Annotated in this window: 17 protein-coding genes; 6 read left to right on the forward strand and 11 right to left on the reverse strand. The window is 48.5% G+C overall.

Annotation, left to right across the window (positions count from 1 at the left end; translation table 11 throughout):
• Window positions 1-129 precede the first annotated feature (129 nt).
• The 3 genes from H3H32_RS34650 to H3H32_RS34655 all read left to right on the forward strand — a co-directional run bounded on the left by H3H32_RS34650 (window position 130) and on the right by H3H32_RS34655 (window position 10,548).
• Window positions 130-4,026 (forward strand): hybrid sensor histidine kinase/response regulator, encoded by a 3,897-nt coding sequence (locus tag H3H32_RS34650; protein ID WP_240543584.1) that lies wholly within the window; start codon window positions 130-132, stop codon window positions 4,024-4,026.
• A gap of 22 nt (window positions 4,027-4,048) precedes the next feature.
• Window positions 4,049-4,276, forward strand: a complete 228-nt coding sequence (locus H3H32_RS37700; protein ID WP_240543585.1) for a helix-turn-helix domain-containing protein — start codon at window positions 4,049-4,051, stop codon at window positions 4,274-4,276.
• Between the two features lie 101 nt (window positions 4,277-4,377).
• Window positions 4,378-10,548: an NHL repeat-containing protein gene (locus H3H32_RS34655; protein ID WP_182460259.1), complete on the forward strand. Its 6,171-nt coding sequence runs from the start codon at window positions 4,378-4,380 to the stop codon at window positions 10,546-10,548.
• Between the two features lie 157 nt (window positions 10,549-10,705).
• Here the strand turns inward: H3H32_RS34655 and H3H32_RS34660 are convergent, their stop codons facing one another.
• Both H3H32_RS34660 and H3H32_RS34665 read right to left on the reverse strand, forming a co-directional pair.
• Window positions 10,706-11,125 (reverse strand): hypothetical protein, encoded by a 420-nt coding sequence (locus H3H32_RS34660; RefSeq protein ID WP_182460260.1) that lies wholly within the window; start codon window positions 11,123-11,125, stop codon window positions 10,706-10,708.
• A 46-nt stretch (window positions 11,126-11,171) separates the two neighbouring features.
• A complete protein-coding gene (locus H3H32_RS34665) occupies window positions 11,172-12,983 on the reverse strand; it encodes an SGNH/GDSL hydrolase family protein (protein ID WP_182460261.1) in 1,812 nt (603 codons plus the stop codon).
• 196 nt (window positions 12,984-13,179) lie between these two features.
• Here H3H32_RS34665 and H3H32_RS34670 point away from each other — a divergent pair, with 196 nt between their 5' ends.
• Entirely contained in the window at window positions 13,180-13,854 is a 675-nt protein-coding gene (locus H3H32_RS34670; RefSeq protein WP_182460262.1) for an EboA domain-containing protein, read from the forward strand.
• A gap of 102 nt (window positions 13,855-13,956) precedes the next feature.
• Here the strand turns inward: H3H32_RS34670 and H3H32_RS34675 are convergent, their stop codons facing one another.
• Together H3H32_RS34675 and H3H32_RS34680 are read right to left on the reverse strand one after the other, a co-directional pair.
• Window positions 13,957-14,610 carry an OmpW family outer membrane protein gene (locus H3H32_RS34675; RefSeq protein ID WP_182460263.1) on the reverse strand — a complete coding sequence of 218 codons (654 nt, stop codon included), beginning with the start codon at window positions 14,608-14,610 and terminating at the stop codon, window positions 13,957-13,959.
• The gene (locus tag H3H32_RS34680; protein ID WP_182460264.1) at window positions 14,607-15,278 is read right to left on the reverse strand and encodes a DUF4136 domain-containing protein; all 672 of its coding nucleotides are present in this window, start codon (window positions 15,276-15,278) and stop codon (window positions 14,607-14,609) included. Before H3H32_RS34680 ends, H3H32_RS34675 begins: the two co-directional genes overlap by 4 nt.
• 222 nt (window positions 15,279-15,500) lie before the next feature.
• Here H3H32_RS34680 and H3H32_RS34685 point away from each other — a divergent pair, with 222 nt between their 5' ends.
• Together H3H32_RS34685 and eboC are read left to right on the forward strand one after the other, a co-directional pair.
• On the forward strand, window positions 15,501-16,433 hold the full coding sequence (locus tag H3H32_RS34685; protein WP_182460265.1) for a TatD family hydrolase: 933 nt from the start codon (window positions 15,501-15,503) through the stop codon (window positions 16,431-16,433).
• 71 nt (window positions 16,434-16,504) lie between these two features.
• Window positions 16,505-17,380 (forward strand): UbiA-like protein EboC, encoded by an 876-nt coding sequence (eboC, locus tag H3H32_RS34690; protein ID WP_182460266.1) that lies wholly within the window; start codon window positions 16,505-16,507, stop codon window positions 17,378-17,380.
• Window positions 17,381-17,464: 84 nt separating this feature from the next.
• On the opposite strand, the gene H3H32_RS34695 is transcribed toward eboC, so the two are convergent.
• The 7 genes from H3H32_RS34695 to sufD all read right to left on the reverse strand — a co-directional run bounded on the left by H3H32_RS34695 (window position 17,465) and on the right by sufD (window position 22,882).
• The gene (locus H3H32_RS34695) at window positions 17,465-17,896 is read right to left on the reverse strand and encodes a BrxA/BrxB family bacilliredoxin (protein ID WP_182460267.1); all 432 of its coding nucleotides are present in this window, start codon (window positions 17,894-17,896) and stop codon (window positions 17,465-17,467) included.
• Between the two features lie 105 nt (window positions 17,897-18,001).
• Window positions 18,002-18,313 carry a DUF59 domain-containing protein gene (locus H3H32_RS34700; RefSeq protein ID WP_162387681.1) on the reverse strand — a complete coding sequence of 104 codons (312 nt, stop codon included), beginning with the start codon at window positions 18,311-18,313 and terminating at the stop codon, window positions 18,002-18,004.
• Between the two features lie 19 nt (window positions 18,314-18,332).
• Window positions 18,333-18,797 (reverse strand): SufE family protein, encoded by a 465-nt coding sequence (locus H3H32_RS34705; RefSeq protein WP_182460268.1) that lies wholly within the window; start codon window positions 18,795-18,797, stop codon window positions 18,333-18,335.
• Complete coding sequence (locus H3H32_RS34710) at window positions 18,787-19,212, reverse strand: DUF433 domain-containing protein (RefSeq protein ID WP_182460269.1); 426 nt, start codon at window positions 19,210-19,212, stop codon at window positions 18,787-18,789. The genes H3H32_RS34705 and H3H32_RS34710 overlap by 11 nt, the downstream gene beginning before the upstream one ends.
• A gap of 2 nt (window positions 19,213-19,214) precedes the next feature.
• Entirely contained in the window at window positions 19,215-20,453 is a 1,239-nt protein-coding gene (locus H3H32_RS34715) for a cysteine desulfurase (RefSeq protein WP_182460270.1), read from the reverse strand.
• 96 nt (window positions 20,454-20,549) lie between these two features.
• On the reverse strand, window positions 20,550-21,470 hold the full coding sequence (locus H3H32_RS34720; protein WP_182460271.1) for an esterase-like activity of phytase family protein: 921 nt from the start codon (window positions 21,468-21,470) through the stop codon (window positions 20,550-20,552).
• 89 nt (window positions 21,471-21,559) lie between these two features.
• Complete coding sequence (gene sufD / locus H3H32_RS34725) at window positions 21,560-22,882, reverse strand: Fe-S cluster assembly protein SufD (protein WP_182460272.1); 1,323 nt, start codon at window positions 22,880-22,882, stop codon at window positions 21,560-21,562.
• Window positions 22,883-22,929: the final 47 nt, after the last annotated feature.

Here is a 22,929-nt window from a genome sequence, read left to right on the forward strand (position 1 = left end):
CGTTATCTGTTTCCTGGTCATAGGGTTTTATACGTCTAACAATTTAGGCAAATCTATTCTCTACAAAGAGGATAGATTTGCCTTTTTTTTACGTTTGCCATTCGTAAACCAGCTAACCCGTATCCTCTTTTGCTGGCATTATTGAATAACCTGAAAATTGGTAGTCTTCTTCTGGGCTTACTTCTTTGGCTAGGTACACTGGCCGAAGCGCAGCCCTATGTGGCCTGGGTGAAACACTATGGGCCGGAGAATGGCTTAGCGCACCGAGAGGTAAATGCCATTTTTCAGGACCGGCAAGGGTTTATGTGGTTCGGTACCAAGTTTGGCTTGAGCCGCTTCGACGGAAAAACGTTTACTACCTTCACAAAAGATCGTAACGGGCTGGATTTTGACGATATACAGTCTATTAGTCAGGATGCCGATGGATTGTTATGGCTCATGGGCCCATATGGTGAATCGAGAATAACGCTGTTTAATCCGTTGAATGGTACGACTAGTTCATTCGAGGAGAAATTCAAAAAACAGCTAGTTTCCCGATTGTCAACCCGTGATCAACGCCTGGTCGGCAGCCCGGATGGATATATTTTTTTTACAAACCGGTCTCCAGGGGTATTAGCTTCCTATCATCCCAAATCCGGGCTGCGTTATGTTCAACTACCGCAGTATAAAACACTCGACGTAGTCAAGACAACATCCCGAAATACGGTTTGGGTAGTTGCCGATGCGAACCAGTTAATCGAACTAACAGCGGAGGGTAAGGTAGTACATCAGTTCCGGCATGCACAACAGGAAATTGTACCCTGTTTGGGACAACAGAACGCGGGTGTTGAGTTTTTCTACCTAACTACTGACGGGCTACCGAACAAGACAAATTTTACGTTGTATTGCGTCGATGAGTCTGGTAATCAGCGTCAGATGCCGCCTTTCCGTGAGCCATTCGTACGGAAAAATATTTACCCGATCTGCTACGCTTTTGATCATACCGGACTCCGGTGGGATGGAACCTGCCTGCGCGATTCAACCAATCGAACCCTGCTTGACATAACCAATCAGCTATCGGGTAAAACGCTTGAGAATCGGAGTTTTTTTCGGGATCGTAACGGCGGAATGTGGCTAGGCACCAGCTTTGGGGTGTACCAGGTCAACGTCGCAAAAAATCATTTTCACCGATTATTTTATGATGCCAACCTCACCAGCGAAAAAATAGCTGCGATTCGTGGGGTTACCGTAATCGGGAATCAGGTTTACGCTAATCTTGAGAAATTCGGTCTTTACACGAGTAATCTGTCAGGTGGTACCATCAAAAAGTTAGTTGATCATTTACCCTATGATCCGATGGTGGCGCTGACCACGATCCAACCCGATAAGCTCGCGCTGGGTGCCGGAAACCAATTTCTGGAATATGATCTCAAAACGGGTACGCATAGGCTCTCGGCACTGCCGCAGACGAACATGCTCTGGACGATCTGTCCGATGCAGGCCGATCGATGGATAGCCGGTGGCCGTCCTGGGCTTTGGCTGATCCAGGCTAAAACTGGGCAGGTAAAGCCATTTATGCAGTATAATCAGTTTACTGAACTTGCTCAGTCGCATATACTCCATATCGCTCCCGATCGTCGGGGTATCTTTTGGGTTTGTTCAGGAACTGGCTTATACACGCTTGACCCAGCCAAAGGAGTTACGGCTCGTTACTGGAGTGGCGGGAAAGACGATTTTTACCTGCCTGCCGACAGTTATCAGCATGTTTATCAGGATGTAAACGAGATTTATTGGCTAGCCACGGCTAACTCAGGTCTGATTCGCTGGGATCGACAACAGCATCAGTACCAGCAATTCCGACGTAGTGAAGGGCTAGCCAATAACAATATCTATGCTGTCTATGCCGATCAAAGAGGAAAATTATGGCTCAGTAGCGACTACGGAATTATGCAATTTGATCCGGTTCGCCTGACCACCCGAACCTATTTTGTGCAGGACGGCATCACCCACAATGAATTCAATCGGATTGCCCATTTTCAGGACAAAGCTGGTCGGCTTTATTTCGGAGGACTAAATGGCATTACCTTCTTTGATCCTCAGAATTTTGATGCCGAAAAACCACCCGTTCCACTGCCTATTCGCCTGGTATCGTTCAGGCAACTCGATAATTCGCGCAATCAACTGATCGATAAAACAGAAGAACTCGTAAACACCAACCGGATTGTTATTCCACCCGGCGATCAGACGGCAGTGCTTGATTTTGCCCTGCTAAATTTCACAGATGCCGAAAAGAATGTATATGCCTACCAATTCAACGGTCTCGACAACACATGGACTCAGCAAACAGAGTCCTCGTTGCGGCTGGGCAATTTACCCTACGGCACCCATACGCTTTTGATCAAGGGGCAGGCAGCCAACGGGCAATGGTCGGCCAATACGCTACGGATCGAAGTAGAGGTACAACGACCCGTTTACCTGCAAGTCTGGTTCATCGTTTTGTCGATTCTGTTGCTACTAGCTGGCATCTGGGCTTGGCTGAAGTGGCGTATCTGGAATCATCAGCAGGAACAGCTTCGGCTGCAAAGCGAGATTAAACAGGCTACGGCCCAAATTGAAGAAGATAAGCAATTGATTGAACAACAGGCATATACGCTTCTTCAGCTCGATGAGACCAAATCGCGCTTTTTTGCCAATATTTCCCACGAATTTCGGACGCCTTTAACGGTTATTCTGGGTATGGCCTCGGAGATAAAACGGTATAAAACAGACGAGCTTATACAACGAAGTCATCGGGTTGCGGACCTCATCGAACGTAACGGTAGCAACCTATTACGACTAATCAACCAGATTCTGGATCTTTCCAAACTCGAAGCGGGCGAAATGCATCTGCAACCCATTCGGGCCGACATCGTTAGCTTTACCCGTTACATCGCTGAGTCGTTTCACACGATGGGTGCGCTTAAGGCTATTCAGGTGCATTTCCAGACAGATGCTCAAAGCTTGGAAATTGATTTTGACAAAGACAAGCTCCAGGATATTCTGTCCAATCTACTAACGAACGCCATCAAATTTACGCCCTCAGATGGTCACGTTTATCTGAAATTAACGACGCAGGAAACGAATGATTCGCTCACTAGTAGAGGCTATTACGAAGCAATTGCGCCAATCCGGCAACTGGGTGAATCCTGGCTCTCCATCTGCGTGCGTGATACCGGGCCAGGCATCGACACAGATAACCTTCCACGGATTTTCGATCGATTTTTTCAGCAGTCGACCGACGCGGTGGCGAACCAGCCAGTTGCTGAACTTGGCGGAACGGGCATTGGCCTTTCGTTGGTGCGTGAACTGGTGATGCTCATGCAGGGCGGACTGGCGGTGCGCAGTTTACCTGGTCAGGGAGCGGAGTTTGTTATTCAGTTGCGTCAGACTCATCAGGCTCCTCTGGCGTCGGTATCCGTAGCCAAGACCATTACTACTAGTTCCGACAGGCTTGATGTGGTCGATTCGCTGGAAGAGGGAGCTGATGATAAACCACTTCTGTTGCTGGTAGAAGACAATGAGGACGTAGCGACCTATATTATCTCCTGTATTGAGACGGACTACCGAATTAGTCGGGCCAATAATGGTCAGGCGGGTATCGATCTAGCGATCGACAAAATACCCGATCTGATTCTGAGTGATGTGATGATGCCCCAGAAAGATGGGTTTCAAGTCTGTGATACGCTGAAAAATGATGCTCGGACCAGCCACATACCCATTGTTCTGCTCACCGCCCGTGCTTCCTTTAGCGACCGGGTTGCTGGCCTCCGACGGGGTGCCGATGCCTATTTGACCAAACCCTTTCAGCGGGAAGAACTAACCGTAGTGCTCAGCAATCTGCTCCAGTCCCGGCGCGTTCTGCAACGTCACTACAGTCAGCTGGTACTGCAACCCACACCGCCCGAACGGCCTGCTCCCGACGGCGAAGAATCGTTGGAAGATCAGTTTCTGCGCAGGTTGCGGTCGTTGCTGGAGCCACAGTTCGGAGAATGCCTATTTCTCTATTGACGAACTTTGTTTGCAAATGGGAATGAGTCGTTCGACCCTTCATCGGAAGTTGGTTGCCTTAACAGGAATGCCGATTGTTCGCTATGTTCGGATGCTTCGATTGGGCAAAGCGAAAGAGTTACTGACCTCTACCGAGCTAAACATTTCGGAAGTGGCTTACGCTGTTGGTTTCGATGATCCGAAGTACTTCAGCAGGCAGTTTTCGGATGAATTTGGCGTTTCTCCGGCCAATTTCCGGCATTTGGGATAATCCTCCACCTATTTGACAGAATCCTCCACCTCGTTCTGACCAGGCAGAGGTAGACTTGCCTTGCTGTTTTCAATCCGTATTCTCCCTGAAAACAGTAGGTTATGAATCGAACATCTTCCTCTTTTTTAACAACGTTATCGGCTAACCTGTCAGGTAGTTTTTTGTCGCGTCAGAACGCTAATACACTACCCAATCTTTTCAAAAAGCACTGGTATTTTTTCGTACTTATCAGTCTGTTCGTGCTAAGAGGTACTACGGTAGTCCAGGCAGAAAATCGCCCTGGGCATTCCCGCTCTGCATTAACCTATGCAACTTCGAACGGCTTCATGCGGACGTCTGCAGCTGCGAGTCGGCCCGCAGCTTGCACAACGCCTACGGTGAGTTTGGTCAACACAAATGCCGGTAATTGTGTTGGTGCTGCTAGTTTGTCGGTCAGTAGTTCAACCCCGATTAGTAAGGTTGAATGGTACAACGGTACGACCTTGGTCTATACGGCTCTGCCGCAGGCCGCTGCATCGGTTACAACGGTGGCGGGCGGCCACGGGCAGGGTTCGGCGGCTAACCAACTCGATCTGCCTACTGGTTTGTATGTCGATGGGACAGGAAACATTTTCATTGCAGATCAGAACAATCACCGGATTCAGAAATGGTCTCCTAATAATGGACAGGGCACAACAGTGGGTGGTGGCAATGGGCAGGGGACAGCGGCCAACCAACTCATTTCTCCGGCTGATGTATTTCTGGATGGAGCGGGCACTCTTTATACTACCAGTTATGCCAGTATCAGAAAGTGGGCAAATGGCGGAGGGCTTGAGTCAACATTGGCGGCAGGTGGAGCGAGTTTTGGTTCGGCGGCCAATCAGTTCTACAATCCAGTTGGCGTTTATGTGGATGCATCGGGCGCGATTTATGTGGCTGATCGGGATAATCACCGGATTCAGAAGTGGGCATCGGGGGCTAGCTCAGGTACAACCGTAGCGGGCGGCAATGGACAGGGTTCGGCGGCTAATCAACTCAATAGCCCAACTGATGTGTGGGTAGATGCCGCGGGAGCCGTATATGTATCGGATCGGGATAATAACCGGGTTCAAAAATGGGCTGTAGGGGCCACTTCTGGCGTGACGGTGGCAGGTGGTAATGGCGCTGGCTCGGCGGCTAATCAACTCAATAGCCCTCAGAGCTTATATGTTGATGCGTTTGGGGGAGTTTATGTTTCCGACAGCGACAATAATCGGGTTCAAAAATGGGTGCCGGGAGCCACTTCTGGCGTAACGGTAGCGGGTGGCAATGGGTATGGCACTGCGGCTAATCAGTTCAGGGCTATTGCAGGGATTCATGTGGATGCATCGGGCGCTATTTATGTGGCTGATCAACTGAATTACCGGGTTCAGAAGTGGGCACCGGCCTCATTGACCCCAACCTATTTGCCCACAACGGCGGGAAGCTACACCGCCAAAATTACGGACGCTTATGGCTGTACCGCGACAACCAGTGCTATTACGATTACGCTGACTACGATCAGCATTAGTCCGACTTTGCCCAGCATCAATGCGGGACAGAGTGCTACCCTGAATGTATCAGGAGCTACATCCTATAGCTGGTCGACAGGACAGACCGGCAGCTCAATTGTGGTTTCGCCTTCCTATACAACCGTTTATTCTGTAATCGGTACAACACCCACATGTTCTACGAGAGCCAGTGCCAGTGTTACGGTGGGCGTTATACCCAAAATGACCATAACCAATGTGGGAGCTTCTACCTGTGTAGGGGTGACTAGTTTGTCGGTTGCCAGCTCGTCGACGCTTACCCGCATTGACTGGTATAACGGGTCAATATTCCTGACGACTAGCTTGCCACAGAGTGCCTCTGTAGGAACAAGTGTAGCGGGTGGCAACGGGGCTGGGTCAGGGCTTAATCAACTGAGTACTCCTGCTGGGGTGTATGTAGATGGAGCCGGTGCCGTTTATGTGGCCGATCAAGCCAATCACCGGATTCAGAAGTGGGCACCGGGAGCAACCTCTGGCGTGACGGTGGCCGGAGGAAATGGCGCTGGTTCGGCAGCCAACCAACTAAATAACCCTGCTGGAGTGGCTGTCGATGCCTTTGGCGCCATCTATGTGGCCGATCGAAATAATAATCGAATTCAGAAGTGGATACCGGGTGCTACATCGGGCGTGACGGTGGCTGGTGGGAATGGGGTTGGTTCGGCGGCCAATCAATTGAATTTCCCGGTAGGTGTATCCGTCGACGCCTTTGGGACTGTTTATGTCGCCGATTATTCGAATCACCGGGTACAGAAATGGGCCGTAGATGCTACGGTAGGGGTAACAGTAGCCGGAGGAAACAGCGCCGGTTCGGCAGCTAATCAACTCTATTGGCCTACGGGTGTATATGTAAATAGATTTGGCGCTGTTTACGTGGCCGACTATAATAATCATCGGGTTCAGAAATGGGAACCGGGGGCATCGTCGGGTACGACCGTTGCCGGGGGCAATAGTTATGGCCCGGCTCCGAACCAACTTAATAACCCATCGGGTGTCTATGTCGACGGAGAAGGTGTTATCTATATCTCGGATGCCAGTAATCGCATTCAGCAGTGGCTTCCCGGCGCATCATCGGGCACGACCGTAGCGGGCGGCAATGGACAAGGCTCGGCGACCAACCAATTCAACAATGCCAGTGGAGTGGCAGTCGATCGGTCGGGAACCATTTACATAGCCGATGCAGGCAATAACCGCATTCAGCAATGGGCACCTACTCGCGTGTCTACCTATCAGCCTATGGTTACGGGTACTTACACGGCCAGGGTTACTGATGTGACCGGATATACGGCTACAACTAACGCTATCACCGTAAACAACCTTATCGTAACGATTAGCCCAAGTACATCCGTCATTACTGGCGGGCAAAATGCTGTCCTGACGGCATCGGGGGCTACGTCATATACCTGGTCGACGGGGCAGACGGGGACTGGTATTACTGTTTCGCCAGTTGCCTCTACGGTTTATTCGGTGACAGGTATAGCGGGCGGATGTTCAGGTACAGCTAGTATGTTAATCGGCGTATCGCCCTCCGGAACGTTGAGCAATGCTGGACTCAGTAGCTGTGTTGGAGCCGCTAGTCTGATTATTAGTACGGCATCTGTTCTGACGAAAGTAGCGTGGTATAAAGATAATACGCTGGTTTCGACCAGTAGCGCCCAATCCACCAGCGCAGGCGTAACGGTTGCAGGTAACAACGGCGAAGGAACTGGCTTAAACCAACTCAACAATCCGACTGGTGTTTCAGTGGATGCCTCTGGCGCGGTCTATGTGGCTGACAACGACAACCACCGGATTCAGAAGTGGACACCGGGTGCTACCTCGGGTGTGACTGTTGCGGGAGATCCCGGAGGTTTGGCTGGATCGGCGGCTAATCAATTCAACTATGCGGCTGGTTTGTTTGTAACGCCCTCTGGAACGCTATATGTAACGGATTATCTCAACAGCCGCGTTCAGAAATGGGAACCGGGGGCATCATCGGGGGTGACTGTAGCGGGGGGCAATGGCTCTGGCTCGGCCGCCAATCAGCTCAATGGCCCTTTTGGGATTTATGTAGATGGAGCCGGAACGGTTTATGTAGTCGACCAGAACAACCACCGGGTTCAGAAATGGGTAACGGGGGCATCGTCGGGTGTTACTGTAGCAGGTGGTAACGGTTCCGGCTCGGCCGCCAATCAACTAGACAGCCCAACAGGGCTGGTTCTGGATGGAACAGGAGCCATCTATATAGCTGATAAGAATAACCACCGAATTCAGAAATGGGCATCGGGAGCCACATTGGGCACGACCGTAGCTGGCGGAAATGGCTCTGGCTCAACGGCCACGCAGCTAAATAATCCAACGGGCGTATTTGTGGATAGTGATGGAGCAATCTATGTAGCCGACCAGAATAACCACCGAATTCAGCAGTTCCCGGCTAACTCGACCCAGTCTACATCGGGTACGACTGTGGCTGGCGGTAATGGAGCAGGAAGCGGGGCCAACCAGCTAGCCAATCCTTATGCGGTGTATGTCAATGCGGTAGGCGTAATCTATGTAGCTGATTTTAATAACCATCGTATCCAGAGGTGGCGCAGCGTCAGTTTGATGTATTCACCTATAACTGGAGGAAGCTATACTGCCAAAATAACGGACATGTATGGGTTCTCCGCTACAACAAATGCAGTAGCCGTGACAGGCGCTCCCACCGTAACGATCAGCCCAGCTACACCAACCATTTCCAACGGACAAAGTGCCACGTTGACGGCCTCAGGGGCAACATCGTATGTTTGGTCAACGGGGCAAAGTGGCAGTACTATCGTTGTGACCCCATCCGTCACAACCAGGTATGCTGTAACAGGAACAACGAGTGGGTGTGCGGGTAATAACACGGTGGACGTAACGGTTAACTGCGGGACGTTCAGCACTAGCCTGGTTAATACAGCGCTGAGTAGTTGCATAGGCGTGGCTAATCTGGCAGTCGGGAGTGCTATGCCTATTAGTCGATTAGATTGGTATAAGGAGGCTACGGTAGTTTTTACCAGTACCCCGCAATCGGCTACGTCAGGTGTACTGGTTGCAGGGACTGGGCAAGGCGCATCGGCTAGCGAGTTAAATGCTCCAATGGGCATCTATGTAGATGGCTCGGGAGCAATTTATGTGGTCGATCAAAACAATCATCGGATTCAGAAATGGGCGGCAGGTGCCACATCAGGTACAACCGTAGCGGGCGGCAATGGCGCAGGTTCGGCGGCCAATCAACTTAATTTTCCGTACGCTGTGTATGTAGATGGCTCGGGGGCAATGTACGTGGTCGATCAGAGCAATCATCGGATTCAGAAATGGACGGCAGGTGCCACATCGGGCGTAACTGTAGCGGGCGGCAATGGCGCAGGCTCAGCGGTCGATCAGCTTAATTCTCCTACTGGCATATACATGGATGGTTTTGGAAACATGTTTATTACTGATGCCAATAATCATCGGGTACAGAAATGGGCGGCCGGTGCCACATCGGGTACGACCGTAGCGGGCGGCAATGGACAGGGTTCGGCGGCCAATCAACTCAATTATCCAACGGGTATTTCGGTAGATGCATTAGGTGCGATTTACGTAACTGATCGTTCGAATAACCGGATTCAGAAGTGGATGGCTGGCGCATCATCGGGCACGACCGTAGCGGGCGGCAATGGACAGGGTTCGGCGGCTAACCAATTTAATCAACCCAATGGCTTATATGTTGATGCTGTCGGCGCGATTTATGTAGTTGATCGACTTAATTTTCGGGTACAGAAATGGGCGGCAGGTGCCTCATCGGGCGTGACCGTCGCAGGTGGCAATGGGATAGGATCGGCTGCCAATCAAATGAGCTATGCCTATGGCGTGACGTTGGACGTCGCTGGGGCCATCTATGTCTCCGAAGCTAATAATTACCGAGTTCAAAAATGGGGCGGATTGCCGCTAACCTATTCGCCAACAACGGGGGGCGTCTATTCGGCGAAGGTTACGGATATCTTTGGCTGTACAGTTACCACCCCAACTGTTCCTCTGTTTGCATCACCAACAGCGTCAGCTTCGGTATCTACCTCGCTGGCCAATGTCGGAAGTATTGTGAATTTGACAGCTTCTGGAGCCGCAAGCTATCAGTGGAGTGCACCGACTGGGGCAGCGTTCACGACTTCAGCCACCAACTCGACTGTAGCAGCCAGTCTGACTTCGGCAGGCGTAAAGAGTTTTACTGTAGTAGCCAGTAATGGGGTAGGCTGTAGTCAAACTGTTCTGGTGAGCGTAACCGCTGTGCAAGGCCCCGATTTATCGCCTATCATAAACCTGCCCGATGCGAACTTTCCGGTCAATGGCAGTAAGGAGTTGTTGGTAACTGTACAGGAAGTCAATGGTGTACCCACTAATGCGGGCGCAATTGTCGTTACGATTACTGTGCCAGTGGGTTATACGATAGGCTTCAGTACGTCTATAACCAGCCTTACAATCTCAGGAGGAAGCGCAGTCTCGGTAGACAATAATAAATGGGAATTAAATACGCCAGCCACGAGTCAGCAATTGAGCGTGAGGGTCAATGATGGACAGCGGATCGGGGCCAATGGCGTGATGAATTTAGGCTTTACGGTTCGTCGGACAACGGCTAACTCGGGTAGCGTGTCTAGTATCACGATAAACGTAGCCAATGATCAGACCAGTGGTTACGATAGTAATTTGTCTAACAATGTCTATGCTCGAATAATCTCGGGGCTGTAAAGGCTAAATCTTTAGGGTGCATACCGATTGGGATGCACCCTAAAGATTATTTCTTCTCTTTCACACTCGGCTCCTGCGCTTTCAAGTAGGGTAATAGTTTGGCCGCGAATTACTAACCTCAACCATGTGAATACTATTTGCTTTGGAAGCGTTTTGATCATAAACGTTCTTTTTCGTAGTTCCATTTAAGATCATCTGGAATTTGTTGCCAAATATGGTCTGGAATACCAGGCTTTGCTTTTTCGAAAACCTTCTTTTGCTCTTCCCACACAGCTATAAACTCCCAGTAAGCTAAAAAGAAATTTCCCTCATGGATAAACTCCATCCAACCATCTACAATTAATTGGTCGTTTGTATCAAAGAGGAAGATTCCAGAAAAATTTTCCAGTTGCCCATCTAAATAACTAGCATCATGTCCTTGAATGCAACTGCCTGACCAATCAAATTTTAGATTATTAGTCTCTAGTCCATAGTTAGTTAACTCTGCTAATAGCTGCGTTTCAACTAATAGTCTAAGTTGAGTCCCCATTATAGTTGACAACCCTAAATTCTGATAATCTGGCTTTGATCCCTGCATAACATGACTGTTCGGCGTAGTCCTGAGACTACATTCAATGCTTTCTTTACTTACGTGCTTTAGGTGCTGGCTCTGGTGCTTTCAGATACGGTACTAACTTGGCTGCGAATTGACGATAGCCTTCGGCATTTGGATGGAGCCCGTCGCTGAAAAAAGACTCGTCAATTTTTCCGTCGGGCTTTAGAAATACGGTGCCTGGCTGGATAAACGTAGCGTTCACTTCGCCAGCGACCTGAGCAATACGCTGATTCAAGGCTGCAATACGCGCTTCCATTTGCCGACGGGGCAATATACCAATCATCAAAATGGCTGCGTTAGGTTGCCGGGCCTGCATGGCACGGACCAGAAAGCCAAGCCCTTCACTAATCTCGGAGTCGGTGTTATATTGGAGGTTATTCGTGCCGATCATCAGGACGATCTGAGCTGGTGAATAACCGTCGAGTTCGCCGTGATAGACGCGCCACAGAACGTTTTCGATTCGATCCCAGCCGTAACCCATGTTTTGTACGCCTAACGGCTCCATGCTGGCGTTCCAACTGTCAACACCATTTGCCGGGGTTGATTTGGGTTCTCCTCCCCAGAAATGTGTGATCGAGTTGCCGAAGAAAAGGATTCGTGGCGGTTTGGTTTTCAGGCGGGCCAGAATATCGTTGTGACGGGTTTCCCAATCGTAATTACGTGCGTCGCGATATTGTGTGATGGGCTTCATCGTAGAAATTTCGCCAACAGGTTCGTTCAGAATCGGGCGAATGCTGCGTTCGTAAGCATCGGCATACTGCTGCATACCCAGATCAGTTGGGTGCGTACCATCTACCATCGCGTCATTACTCAAATTAATGGCCGATTTGGGAAGAAGATACAGTTTTTGGACACCTTCGCTTTTCAACTGGGCAAAGGCTTGTTGCATCAACTCATTCACCTCCGTGTACAGTTGTCGCCGGGTTGGATTCAACGATCCCTCTGTGTAGCCCGCATGCTCGACCAGGAGAATAGGCGTTAATGGTTTTCGTTGCCGGAGCATTTTGACTGATTCAATGATGCGGCTTTTTATCTCGTCGGGTTTGATGCCGACTGTAGCGACTAAATTGGGGAGGCAATCTAAGACGTATAATTTAGCATCGATGTCGGGCAATAGATCAACGACCTCTTTCTCTAATCGGCCATTGCCCGAAAAGCCCAGGTTGATGATGGGTCGATCCAGTTTCCGACCTAAAATGGCGGTCCAGGCCATACCTGGCCGCGATGCGCAGGCACCCTGAGCAATAGACGTTCCATAAATGACGATTGGTTTATCATTTCGAACGGCTAATGGCGTGAACGTTACACCTTGGGGGACGCCAATTTCGAGCCAGCTAACAGAATTATAAAGCGGGAGATAGAGCCGATATTCGCGTCCTTTCTGGTGATAAGGATCATTGGGTTCGAGGCCGGTAAATCGGTATTGAATAGTATCCCCGAATGTATATTTCCCTGCACACCAAAGCTGATTGCCGTCGCTATTGACGGCGTATAAGTCAACTCCACTAACGCCGGTTGCGGGCATGTGTGGGAGGGCCGTCTGTTTTCCGCTTACCGTATAGCGAACAACAACCTGATCGGTGCTGGCTCTGAATCGAATAAGAAGTCCCGCTGCGTTGTGCGATAAACTCCAGACTTCTTTTCGGACGCTTTTCTCGGCCTGAGCAGGTAGGCGATCATACGGCTTTTGAATCGATTGACCCGACCAACCCTGGCCTTCGATAACCGGAAACATAGACTGAGCCGGATTCCACCAGACATACTCTGTGGTTTGTTGAGCAAAAACGGTCAGGTTCGTGAAACAAATGAATGCAAATGAAAGGAGTATTGTTTTTTTCATAATCGAACGTCAAAAACTGACTAATCATTAGTTTTTCTTCGACAGGATTTACAGGATAACTATTGACGAAATTAATCCTGTGAATCTTGTGAATCCTGTCGAAGAAAAACTTGTCCTACGATTAAAGCTGAGTATAGTCATCTACTAATGTGTTTTTGATAAGGTAGGGTACTAATTACGCAAGTATTTTTGCATCATGAATATCTCCCAGATGAGCCAAACGCTGTTTTATCTGATTGAACAGCAACCCAATTCTGAAAAAGCGGTAAACTACCTGCGCCAACAGGTGGATTCCTTTCACGCTAATCCGCAGGTTTCAGCGTTCTATCGTGTGTTTACGGCCTTACCTCGTTTTGTCGGGAAACAGCAGGTTGAAGTGCCCGAAGACATGGCTTTTGCGTTGGAGCGTGTTCGGACGGGTTTTACCGTTACGGGCTGGACAATGGACCGACTGGCTCGCGTGTGGTGGCTGCTTCAACTGCCGGCCGATGACAAGGAGTTCTATTTTAACACCATCAGCCAGCTATTTAAAGCGGCTGAGATGAATGAATTAGTAGCGCTTTATTCGGCGCTACCCGTGCTGGCTTATCCCGAATCGTGGAAATTTCAGGCAACAGAAGGTATTCGAAACAACATTGCTGATGTGCAATCGGCGATTATGTTACATAATCCTTTCCCAGCCGATTACTTCGATGAACCAGCCTGGAATCAGTTGATTATGAAAGCGTTTTTTACCGATAAAGATGTCACGCAAATTATTGGGCTGAACGAACGCAACAACGCCCGACTGGCCCAAACGCTGGCTGATTTTGCCGCCGAACGCCGAGCTGCCGGGCGCAGTTTGCCGGAGCATATGGAGGAGTTGATGTAAATTTGGTTTACAGTTTTTGGTTTGAGGTTTACGGTGGGCTAGCGCGGGCAGTATTCGTGTGTCAGCCCACCGTAAACCTCAAACCAAAAACTGTAAACCAAACTAATACCACCGATACACAAGCCCTGCCGATAGCATCAGCGAGGGGGCTGAGTTTTTTAGCAGGTCATAATTGAAAAATACATTCTGATACTGCGCCTGAATTTCGGCACCAAACCCTTGTTCACGTCGGCCATAGTATTTCAAACCGATAGCAGGGGCAATGGCTCCTTTGAAGCCATTCTTCTGATCGGCGAGTGGGCCGAAATAGTTAGTGTAATCCACAAAAGCACCACCGCCTGCCATTTGTATGTAAGGCCGAATGGCAGCTGAGTTCTCCGCGAAGTAGTACGAGAGGGAAATCATCGCCGGAATGACGGACAAGGTTCGGGTTTGAACTGCCGAAATCGACTGATCTTCATACTGATACACTTGCCTTGGAAAGCGCTGATTAGCGTACTGATAGCCCGTTTTCAACCCTATTGAAAATCGTTTCGGAAATAGCCACTCAGCATCCAGAGCCAGGTTAGTTGGTGATATTTTGTTGATATAATCCTGCTGGCTTCCCATTGGAAAAGCGACACCATACCGAGCTGAGATATTGAACGTGACATACCGGTCATAGATTGATGACTCCGGGTTGTATTCATTTTTGTATTGCGCCCAGGCCGACGTTGTCAGGCCAAGCAGCGCGATGACTGCAATGATCCGTTTCATAGTGTTTGGGTGGCCTTCAAATAAGGTGATTGATTGAAAATGGCAGTAGTTGCCAGATCGACAGCCTGCGTATCTGTCACGTCTGTTCCTCGAATTGTCGCATCAAAAATGACGTTCAATTGCTGCTGACCGTTACTGGTTGTTGGCCGGTTTTTCAGATCAACGATCTGAATTTCCCAGTACTGATCCGTGACCTGATAGGTGTAATAGCTAGGATAATACGGCGAATAGCCATACCCGCCGAAACCGCCATACCCCCAATAGTTTGAATAGTACGAATAAGGGTTTGACGAAATCCCCGTGTACTGATTGTTGACCCGTATAATGGCCACCCCCAAATCAGCTGTATCTCCCTTTGCTACTCGCTGAAACCCCCGACTGGTTAAGGCGCTCGCTACGTTCGTCACAAAGCGCGTTGAGATGCTGTTCTGCGCCATCGCATAGGCATCATTCGACTCAACAATAACCGAATCGGGCAGGCTAAACGTTTTGTACTGACTGAAGTTTACCGATTGGTCGTAGTTTGTGATATAAACGGGGCTATCGGCTGGGCTTAAATCATTGACCGCATTGTCGCGACAGGCAGTAAACCCGATACCAACCATCAGCAGCAGTAGTATCGCCCATAGGCTCCCTTTTTCTGACTTGCGTTGTTGAAGCATATTCATGATTACATTTGTTGTCTACCTATAAAACGAATAGACTACTCGGAGGTTTGCAAAAGTTGAATTAAAATGTGGGTAAAAATCATCTGGCATAGGGCCAGATTTTTCGAGAACTTTGCCTGCCAAATCAAATGAGTAATGAAGAATGTTCAATGAATAATAGCTTATCAGCGCAATAGCCATTCATTAAGCATTACTGGTTATCCATTTTTAATAGACGTGAATATGGATTTTATGGATTCCATTCGGGGCATGTCGTTTTTCGATATGCACGTCCACATGACCTCCCGAACTACTGACGATTATCAGGCTATGGCCGACGCGGGCGTAGTCGCTTTGATTGAACCTGCTTTCTGGCTGGGACAACCCCGCACGGGTGTTGATTCATTCCGGGATTATTTCGCTAGCCTGGTTGGCTGGGAGCGATTCCGGGCCTCGCAATTTGGTATTCGACATTATTGTACGATTGGACTCAATTCGAAAGAAGCGAATCAGGAAGAATTAGCCGAGCAGGTTATGGAAATCCTGCCGTTGTTCATCTATAAAGAAGGGGTAGTTGGTGTTGGCGAAATTGGTTTCGACGATCAAACAGCCGCCGAGGATAAATATTACCGAGCGCAACTGGATTTGGCGAAAGAGGCTGGTTTGCCGGTCCAAATCCACACCCCCCACCGCGACAAAAAACAGGGTACCACCCGTAGTATGGACATTGCCCTGGAACATGGTCTGGATCCAGGCATGGTAATTGTCGATCATAACAATGAAGAAACAGTGCGCGAAGTGCTTGATCGGGGTTTCTGGGCGGGCTTTACCATCTATCCATTTACCAAAATGGGGAACGAACGGATGGTTGAGATTGTAAAACAGTACGGACCCGAACGCATCATGATCAACTCAGCCGCCGATTGGGGCATCAGTGATCCACTCGCTGTTCCAAAAACGGCTGCTTTGATGAAACAACGTGGTATTTCGGACGAAGCAATTAAACTGGTAACGTTCACCAATGCAGTAACGGCCTTTGCCCAAAGTGGTCAACTGAGTCTGGAAGATCTTACTCAACCAATAGGCATCGACCAAAGTCAACGGTACAACGGCAGCTCAATCCTCCGTGGAGGACAGGCACCACGAGTAGACAAGGAATCAACAATCATAAAATAGAATGTATGATATATGATGTATAATGTATGACAAGTACTTATATCTACATCCTATATCATGCATCATACATTATGCTCAAGGCGCTTCTCTCCCTCACCCGTCCCGCGAATCTGGTAACAGCCGTTGCCGATGTACTAGCGGGGATGGCTATTGCGGGCTATTTTCTGATCCCTGATTCGTCGCCCGCACCCGCTGGCTGGCTTTCGCTGGCAACGGTTGGCCTTTATGGAGGAGGAGTCGTTTTTAACGATGTGTTCGATGCCGAATTAGATGCCATCGAGCGCCCGGAACGCCCCATACCAAGTGGCATTGTTAGTAAATCGACGGCTATTGGACTAGGTATTGCCTTGCTAATTGTAGGAATTGGCGCTTCGTTTATGGTTAACCCGACGTCGGGTTTTCTGGCTATTGCCATTTCCATTGCATCGCTGGTTTACGACCGTTTCGGGAAACACCACAATTTGCTGGGGCCAGTTAATATGGGCTTGTGCCGGGGGCTGAATTTGCTATTGGGTGTCAGTATCTTGCCCGATCAGGTGCTGCCCTGGGCTTGGGTCGGGCTAGTTCCGATTGCGTATATTGCCGCCATCACCATGATTAGCCGGGGAGAAGTGCATGGCGGAAGTCCGACTACCCTGCGCTTTGCAGGTATTTTATATGCCCTTGTGATTGGTTGTGTAGCCGCACTGGCGCAACGCCAGCAACAATTGGGTACAGCTTTGCCATTTTTGGCCCTGTTTGGCTACTATATTTTTCCGCCCCTCTGGCGTGCGGTTAAAGAACCCGTTGGCAAAAATATAGGAATGGCCGTTAAAGCAGGTGTCTTATCCCTGATTGTGATGAATGCCGCCTGGGTAGCGGCTTTTGCCAACTTCCCAATGGCTTTTCTGGTGTTCTGTTTATTACCGCTGTCGCGGTTTCTGGCGAAAGCATTTGCTGTGACATAAACGTAACGCGGACATCCTGTCCGCATGACTCTACATGAACTAGTAGCCATGCGGACAGGATGTCCGCGTTACTCACTGCACTAATTACGCGTTAGCTGGCGTACAAAACTCTTCCAGCGCCATTTCGAGGTGTTGGGCAATCATCTGTGCCGAACGGCCTTCAATGTGGTGCCGCTCAATGAAATGCACTAATTCGCCATCTTTGAAAATACCAATAGCTGGCGATGATGGAGGATAAGGTAACAGATACTCCCGCATTTTAGCGACCGCATCCAGATCACCACCGGCAAATACAGTCACCATTTTGTCGGGTTTCACGGCACTGGCAGCTAAAGCCGCTTTCACACCTGGACGAGCCGCACCAGCTGCACAACCACATACCGAATTCACGACAACAAGCATAGTGCCTTCGGCATTTTCCATTGTGTTCACCACTGCATCGGCAGTCGTTAATTCTTCAAACCCAACGCTGGTCAGGTCTTCCCGCATTGGGACAAGCAAATGAGGAGGATACATAATTTTATTTACGATTTTTTATTTACGATTTACGATTTGGGAAGAGATCTCGAACTTGAATTACGACACAACCTAAATTGCACATCGTAATTCATACTTCGTAAATCACATAAATCCCAGTTCTAATTTAGCTACTTCCGACATAAGTTCGGTAGAGTAGGGGGGATCGAAGGTCAGTTCAACGCTTACATCGTTGACACCGTCAATAGCCCGTACTTTCTCTTCGATCTCAGCAGGAATAGAACCTGCTGAAGGGCAAGAAGGCGAGGTCAGCGTCATCAGAATATAGACGTTGTTGACCGGAAATATCTTGATATCGTAAATCAGCCCCAGCTCGTATACATCCACCGGAATCTCGGGGTCATACACACCCTTAAGCGCTAATACGACTTGTTCTTTTAATTCTTCGTCTGTCATTTTCTTCTTTTCTTAAAGACTATGCTTCTTGGCCTGAATACTCGCGTCCGTAAGCTTTCATTCGTTCAACCATTGATGCCAAGCCACCAGTTCTTCTTGAGGAAATGAAGCTTTGCATGCCAATTTTATCAATAAAATATAGGTTAGCATTAGCAATTTCCTCAGGCTTTGCACCTGATAAAGCACGAATAAGAAGGCTAATTATACCCTTTGAAATTTTTGCATATTGGTCGCCATCACCACTAAAATACAGCTTATCATCTTGCATTCTAGCGGTTAACCAGACAACAGACTGACAACCAAAGATTCTATTATCTTCAGTTTTATCTGATTCAGGCATTGATGGTAATTTTTGACCTAAGTCCATTATATAATCCGTCTTCTGAAGTAATCTCTCGCTCAGATCGAATCCAACTTCCTTAAGCTCATTATCGAGGGAGTCGAACTCCTCAATGATCTCGTCCTGCTTTTCGTTAATTGTCATTTAGGTTTGCTTTAGCTTTCAGACCTGTAATGTACTCTCTCATTTCACGCATAACTTGCTCATGAGGTGTTCCTATTTCTTCAACAGTCTCCGCAACTCCTTTCTGTATCTGAAAAATGAAGTCAATATGATCGTACAATTGTAGAAGGCTAACTTTTTTAGGTAACGTCTTTAACGTACTAATCAACTCTTGCAAGTCAATAACTCCGTCTTTGTTATTCTGAAACGCTTTATAAACCCATACGGCTTGAATGTCTTCATTTTCTAAGTCAGGATATTTAGCTAGAATTAGATCGTGAGAGGTTCGAAGCATCAACTCATAATGTACTTGCTCAACGGTTATTGTGGTACTGCGAATTGTGGGCAATACATTAGGAGTATCAGGCTCATTAATGCGTTTTAGTAACTTTATCATCTTTACAACATCATTTTCTGAACCCGACGCAACCCTACTACCAGTCGGTCAACCTCATCTCTGGTGTTATAAACCGCAAAGGAGGCCCGCGTAGTTCCGGCAATACCCAGACGTTGCATCAAAGGCATGGTGCAGTGATGACCCGTCCGAACGGCGATACCCTGCTGGTCTAAAATGACACCAATATCCTGGTGGTGAATACCGTCCAGCACAAAGGAAATAACGCCGATTTTATCCTTAGCCTGCCCTATAATTCGTAACCCGTCCAATTCACTCAACTGCGCCGTTGCGTATTGGAGCAGGTCGTTTTCGTGAGCGGCAATGTTCTCTTTACCTAAAGCTGCCATGTACTCAAGGGCCGTTTTAACCGCTACTACATCGGCAATGTTAGGGGTGCCCGCTTCAAACTTGTAGGGCAGATCGCTATAGGTTGTTTTCGCAAACGTGACCTCCTTTATCATCTCACCACCACCTCGGTACGGCGGCATGGCGTCCAGTATATCCTTCTTGCCATAGAGGACTCCCATGCCTGTCGGGCCGTAAAGTTTATGGGCCGAGAGTACATAGAAATCGGCATCGAGTGCCTGAACGTCGAGTTCAAGATGGGAACTGGCTTGTGCCCCGTCGATCAGGACAACGGCGCCAACTTCGTGGGCTTTGTCGATGATGAATTTGACAGGGTTGATGGTTCCCAACGAATTGGAAACGTGTACGCAGGAAACGAATTTGGTTTTTTCGGATAGTAGTTTTTCGTACTCATCCAGCAATAACTCGCCTTCGTCGTTTATTGGAATAACTTTCAGAATGCAGCCCTTTTCTTCACAGAGCATCTGCCAGGGAACGATGTTGGAGTGGTGCTCCATCGTTGAAACAATGATCTCATCGCCTGCTTTCAGAAAATTCCGCCCATAACTCTGAGCCACTAGGTTGATACCATCGGTGGTACCATAGGTGAAGATGATTTCCTGCCAGTGTTTGGCATTCAAAAAGGACTGAACCGCCCGGCGTGAGGCTTCGAAGGCAGCGGTTGCCTGCTCCGCCAAGTGGTGAATTCCCCGGTGAATGTTGGCATTGTAGCCCTCGTAGTATTGGGTCAGGGCATTAATAACCGGCAGCGGCTTCTGATTGGTAGCGGCATTGTCGAAATAGACCAACGGACGACCGTTAATTTCCTGATCAAGTATTGGGAAATCCTGACGAATCCGTTGAATATCAAGCATATTATCTATGGCTAGTTGCATGGAGTATTCGCGAAGAGAGGAATAAACTAAACATAACGCTGACAAAAGAGTCATCCGTAAAACGCAAATCGAGTACGGTTAGGTTCGGTCGGTCGCCTATCGTTTTCGTAAAACAATCACCTGATTTCGTAGCGTTCGATTCTGCTTGAAATTATCGTCGGCCATGAGTACTAATGTCTGGTGTTGCTCGTCGGCCCAGGCCATTGCTTCGAGGTTGCAGACGTTGCCCGGAAACTGGCGGTTAAAATCGAAGGCCAGTTCTTTGGTTAACGTATGGGTTTGCTCATTGGGCGTGGCTATGTATAAATTGGCCGTCACCCGTTTTTGACTAGCATCGTAGCATCGTTCCAATACCAGTACGCGCTGATCATCAATGGCTAATATTTCCGAAATACCACCTACGCGCTCTTCTCCTTGTGCAAAAGTACAACGATTGATCGGATAGGCGAAGCGTTCGACAACCGGATCGGCAGCGAGCGGATTTGGATAGCGAAAGAATGTAATCGTATCCTGACTTATGCGTGTTTCGCCTTCCCAGCCCGCTTCGGGAGCTACCCATAAAGCGCCTGTAGAGGTCATAGCCAGCCCTTCCAACCCTTTGTTCGGAGCTGCGAGCGGTATTTTTAATAAAATCTGACTGGTGCTATCACGAACGGCTTTTCCATAAAGTACCGACGTAACAAATTCATGTTCGTCAGTCCAGAAATACGTGCTGCTTTGTGTATTGTAGCGGATACTTTCAAACCAGAACGGGGTTTTCTGAGCCAGTTTCAGGTGTGAGTCATCCCGTAAGTCGCGGATAGTTTTGATGTTCGTAAAGACAAAATGCCAGCCACGGTCGCTCACAAAATGCCACTCGCCTGTAGACGGAACAATTTCGAGACCTGAGATTCCCCGGAGGCTATCCCGAACTAATGGCAAGGTTAATGAATCTCCTTCAAAAGTAAACTGAAGGCTTTGTCCGAATGCAGCACCACCAAGAGTGAGAAATAGAGTAAGTACAAGTAGTTGTCTCATATAGAAATGAATAATGGATAATGTAGAATGAATAACGATTATCGGACGAACCATTATCCATTCTGCATTATCCATTATTCATTAACGATTTACTTCGTTAATTTCTCCGTAACAACCCGCTCCAGGTATTCGCGGATGGGTTGAATTTTGATCTGGCTAATTACATCCTGCGAGAAGGCATATAACAATAACGTACGCGCTTCATCTTTCGGAATACCCCGCGAACGCATGTAGAACAGCGCTTCATCGTTTAGTTGTCCTGTGGTTGTCCCGTGCGAACATTTAACATCGTCGGCAAAGATTTCCAACTGAGGTTTCGTGTTCATCGAGGCTCCCGGCGACAATACGACGTTCTTGCAAGACTGATAAGCATTGGTTTTCTGGGCATCGGGACGAACGAAAATCTTACCGTTGAAAACCCCCGTGCTATTGTCATCCAGAATCCCCTTGTAAAGCTCGTTGCTGTATGAATTTGGCATGGCATGGTCAACAAGCGTGTGGTTGTCCACATGCTGGCGACCGTTGGGCATATACAAACCGTACATAAACGCTTCGGCATGCTGGCCGTTGAGCACAATGTTCAGGTTGTTCCGAACGAAGTTGCCGTTAAGGGTAATCGTAGCCGAATAGAAGTGGCTATTGTCTTTCTGGTTAACCTGCGTCGTACCGATGTGGTAGGCTTTCTCGGTTTCGTTCTGCACTTTATAAAACTGCATACGAGCATCGTGATCAAGCACGATTTCGGTTACCACATTGACAAAGCTTGTGCCTTCGCCGAGTGTCCGATACGATTCGGCCATCATGACCTCCGCGTTTTTACCAACCACAACCAGGTTACGAGGTTGAGATGCAACGTTTTTGGTACGCGCGTCGGTAATGAAACGAAGGATAATTGGCTGCTCAACGGTTGTATTATCGGGCACACGAATTACTACACCATCAGTAGCCAGCGCCGTATTCAATGCTGTAAAAGCGTTGTCCTTATAATCAGCGTAATGCGCAAAGTGGGTCCCGATTAGCTCCGGTTCACTTTTAATAGCTTCCGCTAAACTGGTAATTTTTACCTGTTCGGCAGGGCTGACAAGGCGAGATAGTTCAGGATGATATTGGCCATTGATGAAGTACAATAGATTACCATCGAGGTTTGGAATTTCGAGTGGAGCCAGATCTTCAGCCGTTACCGTCGCGTTATCGTCGAGGTCAAACGATTGCTTTAATAAACCACTGACACTAGAATATTTCCATTCCTCGTTGCGAGTCGTTGGAAAGCCAAGCTGATCAAATTGCTTCAAAGCCGCCCGGCGGAGTTGATGTAACGGGGCTTTTCGCTCGCCGTTCATGCGCTCCTCGTTGTCCCGGAAAGCCGCCAGCAACTGGTCTTTAAAATCGTTATAGGATGCGTATGGAGTCATTTCTTTAATGATGAATGACTGAATGATAAATGATGAATGATTTCAAT

Origin of the sequence: Spirosoma foliorum (genome assembly GCF_014117325.1) — a bacterium.
Lineage (GTDB): Bacteria > Bacteroidota > Bacteroidia > Cytophagales > Spirosomataceae > Spirosoma > Spirosoma foliorum.

Bases quoted from the DNA above. Each gene is read 5' to 3' on its own strand.
- H3H32_RS37700 (WP_240543585.1), top strand. From the start codon at position 4,049: ATGAGTCGTTCGACCCTTCATCGGAAGTTGGTTGCCTTAACAGGAATG.
- H3H32_RS34655 (WP_182460259.1), top strand. From the start codon at position 4,378: ATGAATCGAACATCTTCCTCTTTTTTAACAACGTTATCGGCTAACCTG.
- H3H32_RS34660 (WP_182460260.1), bottom strand. From the start codon at position 11,125: ATGCAGGGATCAAAGCCAGATTATCAGAATTTAGGGTTGTCAACTATA.
- H3H32_RS34665 (WP_182460261.1), bottom strand. From the start codon at position 12,983: ATGAAAAAAACAATACTCCTTTCATTTGCATTCATTTGTTTCACGAAC.
- H3H32_RS34670 (WP_182460262.1), top strand. From the start codon at position 13,180: ATGAATATCTCCCAGATGAGCCAAACGCTGTTTTATCTGATTGAACAG.
- H3H32_RS34675 (WP_182460263.1), bottom strand. From the start codon at position 14,610: ATGAAACGGATCATTGCAGTCATCGCGCTGCTTGGCCTGACAACGTCG.
- H3H32_RS34680 (WP_182460264.1), bottom strand. From the start codon at position 15,278: ATGAATATGCTTCAACAACGCAAGTCAGAAAAAGGGAGCCTATGGGCG.
- H3H32_RS34685 (WP_182460265.1), top strand. From the start codon at position 15,501: ATGGATTTTATGGATTCCATTCGGGGCATGTCGTTTTTCGATATGCAC.
- eboC (WP_182460266.1), top strand. From the start codon at position 16,505: ATGCTCAAGGCGCTTCTCTCCCTCACCCGTCCCGCGAATCTGGTAACA.
- H3H32_RS34695 (WP_182460267.1), bottom strand. From the start codon at position 17,896: ATGTATCCTCCTCATTTGCTTGTCCCAATGCGGGAAGACCTGACCAGC.
- H3H32_RS34700 (WP_162387681.1), bottom strand. From the start codon at position 18,313: ATGACAGACGAAGAATTAAAAGAACAAGTCGTATTAGCGCTTAAGGGT.
- H3H32_RS34705 (WP_182460268.1), bottom strand. From the start codon at position 18,797: ATGACAATTAACGAAAAGCAGGACGAGATCATTGAGGAGTTCGACTCC.
- H3H32_RS34710 (WP_182460269.1), bottom strand. From the start codon at position 19,212: ATGATAAAGTTACTAAAACGCATTAATGAGCCTGATACTCCTAATGTA.
- H3H32_RS34715 (WP_182460270.1), bottom strand. From the start codon at position 20,453: ATGCAACTAGCCATAGATAATATGCTTGATATTCAACGGATTCGTCAG.
- H3H32_RS34720 (WP_182460271.1), bottom strand. From the start codon at position 21,470: ATGAGACAACTACTTGTACTTACTCTATTTCTCACTCTTGGTGGTGCT.
- sufD (WP_182460272.1), bottom strand. From the start codon at position 22,882: ATGACTCCATACGCATCCTATAACGATTTTAAAGACCAGTTGCTGGCG.